This window comes from Bradyrhizobium sp. USDA 4506 (assembly GCF_054058795.1).
Genome location: NZ_JBSSBM010000002.1, coordinates 8,510,487 through 8,522,898, shown reverse-complemented (window position 1 = coordinate 8,522,898; position 12,412 = coordinate 8,510,487). Strand labels below are relative to the sequence as shown.

Sequence of the window (12,412 nt, the reverse complement as noted above, 5' to 3'; positions counted from 1 at the left end):
GCCGATGGTCTGCGAATTCAATGCCACTCACCGGGCAACATTCCTTTTTGCCAATACGATGCCGGTTGCCCGCGCCGGATCCGTTGTAATCTGCACGCAGTGATCCGACCCATCGAGCAAATGCAGGTCAAAGCGAGGAAACTGCCGGAATGGCCTATCCGTCACATCCGACGCATCGCAGCGCACGCACGCAAGCCGCGGAAAGCGGCGCCGCAGCTCGACAAAGGGGCCTGTGTCAGGGACATCAGCCGCAAGTAGCCGTTCGACTTCGATCAGTTCCTCCGCAGTGAGCGCCATCATGGCCCCTCTATCACTCGCCAAAGGCGGTTGTCATTGCCAGAACAGATGCTCCGGATCTGCGTTCAATTCATCGATTGCTGAAGTCAATCGGTGGTAAAGACTGTAAAACTCCCAGATCCCTCGCGCGTGATCCTTGCAAAACAGCTTCCAGATTCCACTCACCGCATCATAAAGAACTAGCGCGACATCAACGAGACCGCCATCCTTGTCGATATTGCGCGAGCAACAGGGACTCTCGACCAGATAGCCCCCCCTCACCGGCGTCACGTTCGGCGAGACGTAGAGATAGCGCTTGCGCGAGCTCAAGCCGCGCTCGATCCGCTTGCGATCGACCTCGTTTGGGTGAGGGACCAGCCCGGTCTTTACCTTCCTCATCAGCGCGGCAGTCATCGCGAAAGCTCCCCTTCAGAGCACCGAGATTTCTTCTTCGAGACAGCCAATGAGCAGCTGCTCACCAAAATCGACAGTATAGATCGGCACGTCCGCTTCGGTATGGATAGCGACCCCGACGATATCGCCGGTTGCTCCGGCGCCGAGAACGAGCCCCTCCGGTTCCGTATTAAGAAAAGAACCATCGTTGATGAGATCGACCACGGCTTTAACGCGCTGGCCCCGCCGATACTTCGGAAAACGGACCTCAGTCATGACGCAACCTCTTCCGGCAATGGCAAATCATCGCTCTCCTCGCCCACGTCCACCGGCTCGAGCTCCTTGCGCTTCATGCCAACGCGATAGCCGCTTTCCAAAAACTCGACGCCGTAGATGTAGAATTGCTGCAGGAACGTGCCGATCGAAACGACGTAACCCACGTCGCCCTTCTTGACCAAAATCTCGCCAATCTCCTTGCCGCGATAGGTGCCATCATTGCGGATGGTGCGATTGGCTCGCACCTTCTCGCTAAAGCTGAAGACAGGCGGCCCGCTGAGCTCGATCACGTCGCTGTCGCGGACGATTTTATTCATGCAGCTCTCCCTCAAACGCTGCCATACCCGCGCGAGCGAGGTCCTGCATCGATTTGTCCTCATCCTCGAAGACGTTTGGCGATTCACCAGCGGCAATGCAGCGCGCCATTTCATGGCGGACGTGCCGGTCAGGATCGCGCTGTGGAGCAGTTTGCGCCTTCGGCAGCAACGGTTGTGGGTTTTCGAACCGCACGGAGGCGTCCGGGTCGATCGCTATGGCTAGCGGCCACTCATTTTGGACATCGCGTTCCACAATGTGGCGGAACTCGACCTCCTCATCGCTCATCAATCGGTCGAACGGCTGCGGCGTGATGCGGCGCGCGACGGCACGATTAACTTCATCCTCCTGGCCGGCCCGCATCGGCGTCACTCCCTCGCATCAAACGAAGATCCGGGCCGGACGAGGCTGCGATGGGACCCGTTTCGCAACCGCAGGAGCCGCATTCCTGGACACGGTTTCGTCCACTCATCGAGCAGCGGCGGCAATCCGTTCATGGAGCTCACCTTTAGGCCGACGCCTGGTAGCGCGGCAAGGACCTGTCAACGACACAAGTATTGTCGACCGGACAGACGGCGACACATTGCGGCTCGTCGAAATAACCTATGCATTCGGTGCATTTTGCTGGTTCAATCACGAAGCTCCCCGCCTTCTCCGAGATTGCAACGTTCGGGCATAAGGGTTCGCAGGCTGAGCAACTCGTACACTGCGAGGCGATGATCTTGAATGGCACATGACCTCCCTACGCCGCAGAGATCAGGGCTCTCTGCCGAATCGACGCGTCGCCGCGCTTCGCGTGCTCAATCTCACCGCTTTTCACCTTGTCGAGATAGCACCGGAACCAGGCGACCGCCGACTTCTCGATGAACTCATGCGCGTATTGATCGATCGGCTCGATTCCAGCCTTGATCAGATTGCTTTTCGGGCAACCGCCGATTTTGGCCACAAACACCGCATGGCAGTCATGGATGCTTCGGATGATGGTCGAAAGCCTATCCTCCTCGCCATAATCGCCCTGGCAGTAGGCGTCCACCCGGCGGTGGCCGACGAATTTCGTGCCCGAAGTGGAAAGTTCGTAGATTTGGAATTCCTTCGCATGTCCAAAGTGCTCGTTGATTAGCCCCGAGCCTTTGGTTGCGACTGCCACCAGAAGCGAGATCTCACTCGCTTCCCCAGCCAATTTCCCGAGCTCGGCTTTGCTGGCCGCGGCTTTGGCGGCACGCTCATCCTCTAGGCGGTCTTGATAAGCCTTGCGCATCTCGAGGTCATATTCGACGTCCATCTTCATGACCTGATCGGTGGTAAACTCTGCGCTGCGATCCTCTCCGAGCAGACCCACAGCATCGGCCCGGCACTGACGGCAGTGCCGCATCATATTTATCTCCCCTTCACAAGAATCTTGCAGCGCCTTCAATTCCCGCGCTGTCGGCCCGCGCTGACCGTTGAGGCCAAATACTGTGCCGTACTCGGGTGCGGAGATCAGCGGCATGATATTGTGGAGGAAGGCGCCGCGTGACTTCACCGCCTGGTTGACTTCGACCAGGTGATGGTCGTTGATATGCGGGATCATCACAGAGTTGACCTTGCACAAGATTCCCCGTTCGCTAAGCATCTCCAGGCCTAGCAGCTGGCGATCAGTGAGTATCCTTGCCGCGTCGATTCCGACGTAGCGCCTGTGGTTGAAGAAAATCCAGGGATAGATCTTGGCGCCGATTTCGGGATCGATCATGTTGATGGTGATCGTGACATGGTCAATCTTGGATTTGGCGATGACGTCAACGTAATCTGGCAGACTCAGCCCATTGGTTGACAGACACAGCTTAATGTCCGGAGCCGCTTTGGCGACGAGTTCGAACGTCTTGAACGTCTTTTCTGGATTGGCCAGCGGATCGCCGGGACCGGCGATGCCAAGCACGCTCATCTGAGGAATAGTGGCGGCTACCACAAGCACTTTCTTTACCGCCTGCTCAGGCGTGAGCTTCTCGCTCACCACGCCCGGGCGTGATTCGTTGGCGCAGTCGTATTTGCGGTTGCAGTAATTGCACTGGATGTTGCAGGCTGGCGCCACCGCGACGTGCATGCGGGCGTAATGATGATGCGCCTCTTCGCTGTAGCAGGGATGGTTCTTCACCTTTTTCCAGGTCTCGGTCGGCAGATCGCCTTGCCCCGCCCGCGAGCCGCAGCTCGCTTGGCCGATGTTGGACGAGGTGCGGCAGCCCTTATGCTCGGCGGCCGGCTGCACCATCTTGCCGGCATCTACCGCAGCTTTGGCATATTCGCGCCCGACGACCGCGTTCATTTTCCACTTCTCCCTGCAGGCAATCATCGGCTTCTCAGGATCAGCCCGAGCGCCTCAAGAAGAGCAGTAGCAACTCACATGCCATCGCGGAGACGCTGACATTGCAGCCATGCGCCAAAGAGTTAGCGGGAACATCGACGCCAACGCATGCAGGAAAACGGATCATGCGCATGCAGGAAACGTGACAAGTACGTCGTGTTTCTGCCGCCGAGCTCCACGGCCGCGTGCATTCATTTACCCGCCAGGCTCGCGCGCCCGGCTCCCATCCCTATTGGCTTTGATGCGATGCGGCCTCTCACAACAGGCCAATGCGAGCCGGGCGATCCGGCTTCGCAACGCCGCTAACGGGTGAGCAGTATCTCGACCGCGCGAGGCAGTGCAACCGCAAGCGGTGTCAAGCCTTGCTCACGTAGAAAACGGAGCTCATTGCGTGAAAGTGAATCCACGTCAATGATCGCATAGTGCGTGTTGGCCGAACGTTTGATGATTTGCCGGGCGTAGCTACGCAACAGTTGATCGTTAAAGCGACAACCGAGAAAGAGAAAGCTCTGTCCGATCCGCCTTTGCTTGATGATGTCCGGAATAGGTGTCTGGATGTCGATTTCGGTCAGCACCTCGACATAATCGGAGTCGGAAATCAGAAAGTTCTTTGCCGGCTGCACGCTGCCGTGCGGCTTGTACAACACCGTCGCCCAGCCGTCCGCTACGATACTGTCGACCTCCTGGCCAGCCGGGTCATAAAAGCGATACCAGCGATTCTCGCCAATGCCGGCGCGGGTGGTACCCTGCACTTCGCCCCATCCATCGTGCTTGTCCAGCGCCGCGCGCATCGACCCATCATACCAAGTGTCAACTATGATGGGCAGTGACAGAGACGCAAGATGATGGTGCAACGGGATCGGCGCGGCCGGCCGAGCGAAGGCGTGCGCCATCAATGCCGTCACGGTGGAGCGATGTTTGCTGATCTCGATGTGCTGCGCCGCGGCCCATACGTTACCCTTGGCCCGCCGCGGCAGCGCAACCTTGCTGCCGAAGAAATCAGATAACGCCTCGGGTGTCGTCGGCACGTCGGGTCTCGACAGTTCGGCGAGGCCGGGACCGAGATAGGGAACAACACTCGCAGCCCTCAGTCCGGCAGCGAGGTCCGCGAGAATGGCCTTAGCATCGGTCGCGTGGACAAAATCGATTTGCTGGGTCGCCTTCACGGATCGTCACCGTTTTCGCCCCGTTTTTTGGCGTTGATTGTCACCGGCAAGCGCGTATCGCTCGCCATCTCCGGCAAATCGAGCACCCAGCCATTAGCTATTTTGATCCAGCCGCCCCATAGCGTTTCGTGCTCGGATTCCACGATCGGCTCTTCGAGATCTTTTTTCGGCACGTAGATCGACAGGCCTACGTCCGGGGAGCGGCGGATCATGATCTTCACGAACTCAACTCCCCCGACTGCGTAGCATGGTTGGCCAGACTAGCAGACTCCCGCAAGTTGGCGCGCAGGCGAGCCACGATGTCGGACAGTACGCATACGACCTCATCGACCTCCGCAACAGAGGTTTCACGCGACAGGGAAAAACGCACCGCGCCGCGCATGCTCCGCGATGGCACCTGCATGGCACGCAGAACATGCGACGGCTCCATTGAGCCGGAGTTGCAAGCTGATCCCAGCGACACGGCAATGCCCGCACGATTGAGATGATGAACGATAGCTTCGCCATCGAGATCATCGAAGGCGATATTGGCCGTGTTCGGTAGCCGGTTGCTGGCACCGCCGAGCACCGCGCACTCGCCATTGTGCAAAATCCCCTGCTCCAGGCGGTCGCGCAACGCACCAATGCGAACACGCTCCGGCTCGAGCCGCTCGACCGCCAACTCCGCAGCTTTTCCAAGACCGACGATGCCGGGGATATTCTCAGTTCCGCCGCGGCGCCGACGTTCCTGCGATCCGCCCCAGATCAGCGGGCGGAATTTTGTCCCTTTGCGCAGATAGAGCGCGCCGATCCCTTTCGGGCCATGCAGCTTATGCGCTGAAAGCGACAGCATGTCGACCGCACTATCCTTTAGGTCAACACGTATCTTACCTATGGCCTGGACCGCATCTGTGTGAAACAGCGCGCCTGCCTCACGGGTCAACCCGGCTAGAAACTCCACCGGAAAAATCGTACCGGTCTCGTTATTAGCCCACATGATCGAGACGATCGCTGTGCGTGGACCGAGCGCGCAGCGAAACGCCTCGACGTCGAGCCGGCCGCGGGAATCTACGGGCACGATATGCGTCTTGACGCCTTTCGTCGACAATTGCTCGACCAGCGAAAGGATGGCGGAGTGCTCAACCGAGGTGGTGACGATCTCGTCGCGGTCCTCCTGGGTCGCAAGCGCCGAAAGGATGGCGGCGTTGTTCGCCTCGGTCCCACCTGAGGTAAAAACGATCTCATGATCGTGGGCATTCCCCAACAGATCCTGCAAGCTACGGCGCGCCTGCTTCATCGCAATCGCGACCTCGCCGCCAAAGGCATGGCTGGATGACGCATTGCCGAATTGCTCGGTGAAGAAGGGCAACATGGCTTGCACGACCGATGGATCGGTCCGCGTCGTCGCATTGTTATCGAGATAAATCGCCACTTGCCCCTCGCTCAATCTCATGCCTTGGCTGCGGCAGCAACCGGGATGACAGACGAATTCGCCTAGCCTATCGGCAAGCCACGCTTGAATGCTTTCCAGCGACCCGCTCGGAAGCTTGCAGAACGCGCAGGCACCAGGCTGACCGTGATCCGCTGCCATCGAGCCGAATCAGCCGACTGTAGCCGCCGCGTTGCAAAATGGATCGGATAACCTCGATTACGGCGCGAATACGCAGTTCTCGGCCGTTCGCGGCTGTCCGCAATTGCCTCAGTTGCTCTGATTCAGGCAGCATGCTTGACGTCTCTTCCAGACTAGCTGAACGATTTTCCGCAGGAGCAACTCGAGGCGGCGTTCGGGTTATGAAAGGTGAAGCCCGGGCTCTCCAGCGCCATCGCGAAATCGATGGTCGTACCGACCAGATGCTCATGGCTCTTGCTGTCGACAAACACCTTCAGGCCACCGCACTCGATCACCTTGTCGTCGGGCTTCGGTTGCTCGGCCAGACCCATCCTGTATTTGAACCCGTTGCAGCCACCTGCTTCGACCATAATGCGCAGGCCACTTGCCGGCTGCGTCGATGATGATATCGCGCTCTTGACTGCATTCACCGCGCTATCCGTCAGGTTGATCATGACTTATCCTTCATCTGCAAAGGGCTGCCTGCCAATGGCAAGTCATGTGCCAGCATGCAGACGTTTGATGATGCTCACCTTTTCAGGTCGGGCCTGTTGGCTTTGGAACTCGTGTCGAATTTCCGACAAGCCGGCTTGATGCGGTCGGAGCCATTTACGTCCCTTCTTTGCAAGCAACGCCGAAGACTGCTGCGCACGGGCGGCAAGCAATTTGCATTGCGTCTCGCACCGGCCAGCGCGCCGGTGAAACGCTTAGATCGAGGACGATTTTAATGACTGCAATCGAGAACACCGCACTCGGCAGACTTGAGAAGGAGGGCCGCCTGCTCAATGCCGTATTCAAAGGCGGGACCATTAAGCCCGGCCGGTTCGGCTTTCGCGGCGACGTCGCACTGAAATTCCAGGCCCAAGTCGCGGACGAGAAACGGCCGCCGGACTATTCGATCGAGCAGGTTTTGACGATCGCGCAGGACGGAGAGCAAACCATTCCGGTGCTGGCCGGCTATCTGCATTCCTTCGCGTATCTTGCCGACGTTGCAGGCGTGCTGGACGGCGCGCTAAGCCGCGACGGCAGCTACTTCATGTTCTGCAACAATATAGATCTGCTGGCGAAATACCGAGTCAAGCTTGGCAATGCTACGTTCCACGTCCTCCCGTGCGATGAGTCCACAGTTTGGAAGGAGATGATGGACCTGGTCGGGATCAACAAGGACGACATCAAGAAGCTCGATTCAGGTGGCAAGCTTGATTACCTGCTCGATGGGGCAAAGAATCTCGATCTGTCCTATGACGAGATCTCGTACGAAGATGGCCTGAGGAGGATGGAACCCATCAAGAATCGCAACGAAAATCGACCGGTCTGAGCGCAACGGTTCATTCGTTGGAGGGCGCATCGCCTTCGACAAGACGGACGCCGACGGCGCAGATATCGCCGTCCAGCACTGTCAACGCGATCGGCGTCAGCGCTCTCCCCTTACATGGACCGTCGACGCACCGCCCGGTGCCGAGTTCGAAGGTCGATCCGTGTTTGCCGCACATCAGCCGGACACCGCATGGATCGAGGAATTCGTTTCGTTCCCAATCTAGATTGACGCTGTCGTGCGGGCATTTGTTGATATAGCCAAACACTTTCTTGCCCCATCGGATCACAACGATGGACCACGGCCGTTGATTGCCCTCGTCATCGATGACCATAAGATGGAATCCCATGGCCCGGCGGCTTGGAATATCTTTAAAGCTGCAAATCGCGTAGATGACATCTGACTGCATTCATTGCTCTGTCAACTAACCAACTGCACCAAAAATCTGGCAACGCGGACCTGCAGGCGCGGACACCGGAGTTCTTGTCAAGAGATGTGCCGGCCTTTTCTCGCCAGCTGGAGCGACATTGTAAACTCAACCCGTCGCACGCTGCGATCGTCCATCAAGAGTTGGCGGCCAGCGTCTTCAGCCGTTTTGATCTCTAGTCTAGGTGGCAAAGGGGCGCACGCTGCAGGCGTGCGCCCCCTAGGCGGAGACTATTGCGCCGGCGCGTGCAGTCAGGAAAAGCCGGTCATCTTCCGCGCGGGTGTCGAGATCGCGCCTGCTTTACCCCATGCTCAGTCCTTGAAGGTAGCGCTCCAGGTAGAATGATGGATCATCGTCGGAAGAAGCATTTGATTCGATGCTGGTTTCAGCAGCGGAATTATTGTCCGCTCCTTGTACTTCGTCCTCTACTACTTTGGAAAGATACTTCGTAGGCCTGTCTACTCGCTGCCACTGGTTGTTCTCGTTCTTTGTCCACACTTCGGGATGCCGATTAGGATCAAGCACCCAGTCATTATCACCCACGTGAACAAAGCCCATTTCCCCCAGGCGGCGTTCCATGCCGTCCAAGGCAGGACGTGACAGGACCAACGGATTAGCGCCGTCGATTCGCAGTTGATGTTCCAGCAGAATATCGCCCGCGTTCTCGACCAGCGGATGAGTCACCCGAAGGTCCACCACAGACGTGATATCGTCGCGCCCAAACTGCTGGCGAAGACGTTCTTCATTGATCTCAACCGGGCCGCTTCCTACTCTTAGAAGGCCAACACTTTCATCACCCAGTTGATAGCTGTAAAATTTCGCCTCTATGGTCGGATCATCGTATTTACTGAAGTAGCCTCCAGCGACCATTGCTGCGCGCTCAGCTTTATTGGATACGAAACGCGAGTATTCTTGTGGGTTACTAACGATGTCCCTGATGTCGCCACCCAAATATCTCCTCACTCCTTCCATGAAGGTAGATCGGTCTTCGATCTCTATAATGGGCGGATCGGAATCGTTAGAATACGGCGCCGACGACGATCCACCTGACTCGATGCCCGCAACTGTTTCCGCAAAGCGGGGGCTATCACCAGCCTCTCCCGATTCATCAGCTTGGCTAGCGCGTGTGGACTGGCTGGATGAGCCGACGATTCTGCCATACATCAGATCGCTTTCCTATCGGCAAAATTGCACCTGTTGAGCTCGTGCCGCGCGAGCTTGCGGACGAGAATATGTAACTTAGCTGACTACAAGCTGACCCATAGGAGCAGAGCATCTGTCCGAAGTCCCACACGACGAGCAGTCATCCGCGCGACCGGCAAACAACCGCCAGTCATCAAGCCGCAATCTATAGGCAGGCATTGCATGATCCCCTCGACGGTCGATCCCTCAAGGACTGGCCGCTTACGGCATAGGTCTACACCACCATCTCTTCGTCATTGAGACAACAGCAGGTTGGAATGCTTAATGCGACTATCCCTTGCATATATCGCGCCAGCCGCGAGGGGGACCTTGCCGTCACTCAGGCAGCTTCTGCTGTGGCTAAAACGTGTGTCTGGCAATTCGTCGGGCAAACCCTGCCGCAGGCACCGCATCCGATGCAAGCGCCCTGATCACTCAGAACCATGACCTTCTTTTCGATCTCATCGTCCTCGTCGTCGTCGAGATCGACGAGTTCGTCCTCCTCGTTGATTCCTTTCAACGTCATGACGTCTCGACCGCACACCTTGAAGCAACGGCCACAGCCAATGCACTTCTTGGCATCGATCGAGATCAGGTAATCCGGCGTCCAGTCACGGCCATCGCGCGTTGCAAATGACATGCTTCGAAACCCTTCACGTTTTTTCCAGCGATTTCAAATCATGGCTCTTACGTTCAAGTTCGGCATAGGCATCGTGCGCCTCCTGCGCTACCACCATGATCGAAGTCCAGTTGATGGGAAGTTCTTCTGAAAGGTCGTGCAGATCCATTTTGGCTTGCAGCGCTTTGGCTGACAACTTCTTTAGTTCTGCCTTCAGTGTTTCACGATCGCTCATGAGTGCCCTCAATAGTTCGCAACGTCCGGAAACTTCCGAATCAAGTCGATTCCGCCCCTGACATATTTGTCGCCCTCCTCTGCGAGTTTTGCGAGATTATCGAAGCCGAAGCGATGCACATCGCGCAGCTGCTTGTTCACTGCGATCAACCGACCTCCGATCAGCACCATGCGGCCAAAGCCTTCATGATGCATCTTCAGCATCGGCTGGATCATCACGCCCGTCGCCTTCTCGATTGAGAGTGCGACCGCATTGAAGAACAGCTCCAGCCGCCACAGGGTATCGGGATCAGGATCGCCGACAATCGGTAGTGCACGCCGTTTCTCCTTGTCCAAGATATAAGGTTCGAGCAGGTCGAAATCGCTCTTGGCCTCCCAGGCTCCGTTGGTATCTTGAGCCCGCCATATCTTGACTAGCTCCTTGAGGAAGGGCCCATCGAGGGTGCCGCCCTGCCGCTCTTTTTCTGCTGCCTCGGTCATTTCACCTCATCCGTCGAACTCGAATGTGCGCCGCTGGTCCTTCGCCAAAGCCTTGCGGAGCCAAGGCGGCGGCGCGCCCTTCAGGACGTGCTCGAGCTTTTCGAGCAGCACAAGGATATTTTCTGGCTTGCTTACCTTGATGGGATGGATGTTGTTGGCGACCACCCGCGCAGCGCCTGCACCGCCGATGGCCGCAACGTACAGGATTGCGCAATCCTTGATCGCTTCGATCTTCGGAGCCAACTTGTCATCGTTGCCGTCTTCCTCGAGATCTCCCTCGAACTCAACCGCTTTGAGAAACACGTGTCCGTTTGGCGCGACATCGTAGATGGCGATATTCTTTGCCCAACCAAAATGGGCATCGACGCGTCTTAGGTCTTGTGTTGCGAATGCGACTTTCATGCGATCGCCCTCTCAGCTACACTGCAATGGCCCGACATTAGTGGCAGTGCGGCCGATGCGCGCCATTTATCGGGTGTCGGCTGATGGTTTTCCTCGCGGTCCGCGATCACAAGATTGGCGATATCGAAGATCAGATCGCGCGTGCCACGATAACCGATGGATAGTTGGTGCCCCGCGCCAAGCCGATCAAACATCGGAAAGCCGGCTCGATAGAACGGAATTTTCAGCCGAGCCGCCGCTTGCCTGCCATGCGAATGCGTGATCAGCAGGTCGCAATGCTTGGTTCTGGCAACCTCTTCCAGATCCTCGAGATCGCCAATCAGCACCTCCTCCGTCTTGATGCGCTCGATCACCGCCGACTGCGTGGTCGTCACGGCCGCAGTCACCTGCGCTCCCATGTCGTGCAGCATACTGGAGAGGTCGAATAGGAGATCTGGCTCGGCCGCGATCGCAACTCTACGACCGCCAATATGGAAGTGCGCGTCCAGCATTGCATCGGCAAGCTGACCGCGCTGGCGCCGATATTTCGGTGGCACGGGGCGGCCGCTGATCTCGCTCAGAAACGTCATGAAGTCGTCGTTCGGACCGAGACCGCACAGCCGTTCGAACAGGCGAAATGGCACGCCGGTCTTGGCCTGCATGAGCTCTGCAGCTCGCCGCATCTGCGCGCCGACTGCAATGGTCCACCCGGCGCGGCCCATGCTCGCAATCTCGTCGACGCCGATGCCGCCGATGGTCGTTGCCGTAAACTCGTCGGGGATATGCCCATCGAGCGACCCCGCCAGATCAGGCAAGAAGGACGGCCGCAACCCAAAATCCTCAAGGATGGCGCGGAGTTCATCGAGATCACCCGGCGTGAGGTGACATCCTGGAAGAACATTCACCCTCGATGGATCGCGCAGGCCATTGACATTTGGCCCTTCCACCAGCAACTCCACGGTGCGCGCCACAGCCTTCTCCCAGCCGTCCTGGAATGCTCCCTTGAAATCAGGCGTCGAGACATAGACCAGCGGCAATTTCGCAAGTTGCGGATGCTTGTCCCTGATCAGCTTGAGGTAGGCATCCACATCGTCTCCATTGGTCTCGGTGACGCCGGTTGAGCAGATTCCGATGATCTTTGGCTTAGTACGGTTGTAGATATTGAGTATCGCTTGCTCGAGATTTTCATAGCCGCCGAGCACGGTCGCAACCTCGCTCATTGCGGTGGTCTGCAGAGGTACAGCCTCCTTGAAATGCCGCACAAAGAGCGTGAGCCCGAAGGACGTGCAACCTTGTGAGCCGTGCAGAAGCGGCATCGCTCCACATATGCCCATGAAGGCAAATGCGCCGCCGATCGGCTGGCTCATCTTCAACGGGTTAACGGCGCATGCTTTTGTCGGCACCGTGGCGATGGCCATGACA

19 protein-coding genes are annotated in these 12,412 nt (G+C 57.6%); 1 reads left to right on the top strand and 18 read right to left on the bottom strand.

What is annotated here, in order from left to right:
* Positions 1-27 precede the first annotated feature (27 nt).
* The 11 genes from ACVIHF_RS42300 to ACVIHF_RS42250 form a co-directional block, all read right to left on the bottom strand.
* The gene (locus tag ACVIHF_RS42300) at positions 28-297 is read right to left on the bottom strand and encodes a hypothetical protein (protein WP_456781756.1); all 270 of its coding nucleotides are present in this window, start codon (positions 295-297) and stop codon (positions 28-30) included.
* A 33-nt stretch (positions 298-330) separates the two neighbouring features.
* The gene (locus ACVIHF_RS42295) at positions 331-690 is read right to left on the bottom strand and encodes a DUF3024 domain-containing protein (protein WP_310879760.1); all 360 of its coding nucleotides are present in this window, start codon (positions 688-690) and stop codon (positions 331-333) included.
* Between the two features lie 15 nt (positions 691-705).
* Positions 706-945, bottom strand: coding sequence for a nitrogen fixation protein NifZ (locus ACVIHF_RS42290; protein ID WP_456793853.1), 240 nt, complete (start codon positions 943-945; stop codon positions 706-708).
* Positions 942-1,262 (bottom strand): nitrogen fixation protein NifZ, encoded by a 321-nt coding sequence (locus tag ACVIHF_RS42285; RefSeq protein ID WP_310879758.1) that lies wholly within the window; start codon positions 1,260-1,262, stop codon positions 942-944. Before ACVIHF_RS42285 ends, ACVIHF_RS42290 begins: the two co-directional genes overlap by 4 nt.
* Positions 1,255-1,623 (bottom strand): hypothetical protein, encoded by a 369-nt coding sequence (locus tag ACVIHF_RS42280; protein WP_456793852.1) that lies wholly within the window; start codon positions 1,621-1,623, stop codon positions 1,255-1,257. Before ACVIHF_RS42280 ends, ACVIHF_RS42285 begins: the two co-directional genes overlap by 8 nt.
* Positions 1,624-1,768: 145 nt before the next feature.
* Positions 1,769-1,993, bottom strand: a complete 225-nt coding sequence (locus ACVIHF_RS42275) for a 4Fe-4S binding protein (RefSeq protein ID WP_310879756.1) — start codon at positions 1,991-1,993, stop codon at positions 1,769-1,771.
* A 9-nt stretch (positions 1,994-2,002) separates the two neighbouring features.
* A complete protein-coding gene (gene nifB, locus ACVIHF_RS42270) occupies positions 2,003-3,559 on the bottom strand; it encodes a nitrogenase cofactor biosynthesis protein NifB (protein WP_456793851.1) in 1,557 nt (518 codons plus the stop codon).
* A 341-nt stretch (positions 3,560-3,900) separates the two neighbouring features.
* On the bottom strand, positions 3,901-4,764 hold the full coding sequence (locus ACVIHF_RS42265; protein ID WP_456793850.1) for an SIR2 family NAD-dependent protein deacylase: 864 nt from the start codon (positions 4,762-4,764) through the stop codon (positions 3,901-3,903).
* The gene (gene nifT, locus ACVIHF_RS42260) at positions 4,761-4,985 is read right to left on the bottom strand and encodes a putative nitrogen fixation protein NifT (RefSeq protein WP_456777529.1); all 225 of its coding nucleotides are present in this window, start codon (positions 4,983-4,985) and stop codon (positions 4,761-4,763) included. Before nifT ends, ACVIHF_RS42265 begins: the two co-directional genes overlap by 4 nt.
* Entirely contained in the window at positions 4,982-6,196 is a 1,215-nt protein-coding gene (gene nifS / locus ACVIHF_RS42255) for a cysteine desulfurase NifS (protein ID WP_375166637.1), read from the bottom strand. The genes nifT and nifS overlap by 4 nt, the downstream gene beginning before the upstream one ends.
* 290 nt (positions 6,197-6,486) lie before the next feature.
* Positions 6,487-6,807, bottom strand: a complete 321-nt coding sequence (locus tag ACVIHF_RS42250; protein ID WP_456793849.1) for a HesB/IscA family protein — start codon at positions 6,805-6,807, stop codon at positions 6,487-6,489.
* A gap of 272 nt (positions 6,808-7,079) precedes the next feature.
* On the opposite strand from ACVIHF_RS42250, the gene ACVIHF_RS42245 reads away from it, so the two are divergent.
* Complete coding sequence (locus ACVIHF_RS42245) at positions 7,080-7,670, top strand: hypothetical protein (RefSeq protein WP_456793848.1); 591 nt, start codon at positions 7,080-7,082, stop codon at positions 7,668-7,670.
* A 10-nt stretch (positions 7,671-7,680) separates the two neighbouring features.
* Here ACVIHF_RS42245 and ACVIHF_RS42240 read toward each other — a convergent pair whose 3' ends face one another.
* The 7 genes from ACVIHF_RS42240 to nifN all read right to left on the bottom strand — a co-directional run bounded on the left by ACVIHF_RS42240 (position 7,681) and on the right by nifN (position 12,408).
* Positions 7,681-8,076 (bottom strand): Rieske (2Fe-2S) protein, encoded by a 396-nt coding sequence (locus tag ACVIHF_RS42240; RefSeq protein ID WP_028336718.1) that lies wholly within the window; start codon positions 8,074-8,076, stop codon positions 7,681-7,683.
* Between the two features lie 318 nt (positions 8,077-8,394).
* Entirely contained in the window at positions 8,395-9,258 is an 864-nt protein-coding gene (locus ACVIHF_RS42235; protein ID WP_456793847.1) for a host specificity protein, read from the bottom strand.
* Positions 9,259-9,616: 358 nt separating this feature from the next.
* Positions 9,617-9,916 carry a ferredoxin III, nif-specific gene (gene fdxB, locus ACVIHF_RS42230; protein ID WP_310879748.1) on the bottom strand — a complete coding sequence of 100 codons (300 nt, stop codon included), beginning with the start codon at positions 9,914-9,916 and terminating at the stop codon, positions 9,617-9,619.
* Between the two features lie 13 nt (positions 9,917-9,929).
* The gene (locus ACVIHF_RS42225) at positions 9,930-10,130 is read right to left on the bottom strand and encodes a CCE_0567 family metalloprotein (RefSeq protein WP_028336721.1); all 201 of its coding nucleotides are present in this window, start codon (positions 10,128-10,130) and stop codon (positions 9,930-9,932) included.
* An 8-nt stretch (positions 10,131-10,138) separates the two neighbouring features.
* Positions 10,139-10,609 carry a NifX-associated nitrogen fixation protein gene (locus ACVIHF_RS42220; protein WP_310879746.1) on the bottom strand — a complete coding sequence of 157 codons (471 nt, stop codon included), beginning with the start codon at positions 10,607-10,609 and terminating at the stop codon, positions 10,139-10,141.
* 6 nt (positions 10,610-10,615) lie between these two features.
* Positions 10,616-11,011, bottom strand: a complete 396-nt coding sequence (nifX, locus tag ACVIHF_RS42215; protein WP_456793846.1) for a nitrogen fixation protein NifX — start codon at positions 11,009-11,011, stop codon at positions 10,616-10,618.
* Entirely contained in the window at positions 11,008-12,408 is a 1,401-nt protein-coding gene (nifN, locus tag ACVIHF_RS42210; RefSeq protein WP_456793845.1) for a nitrogenase iron-molybdenum cofactor biosynthesis protein NifN, read from the bottom strand. Before nifN ends, nifX begins: the two co-directional genes overlap by 4 nt.
* Positions 12,409-12,412 lie beyond the last annotated feature (4 nt).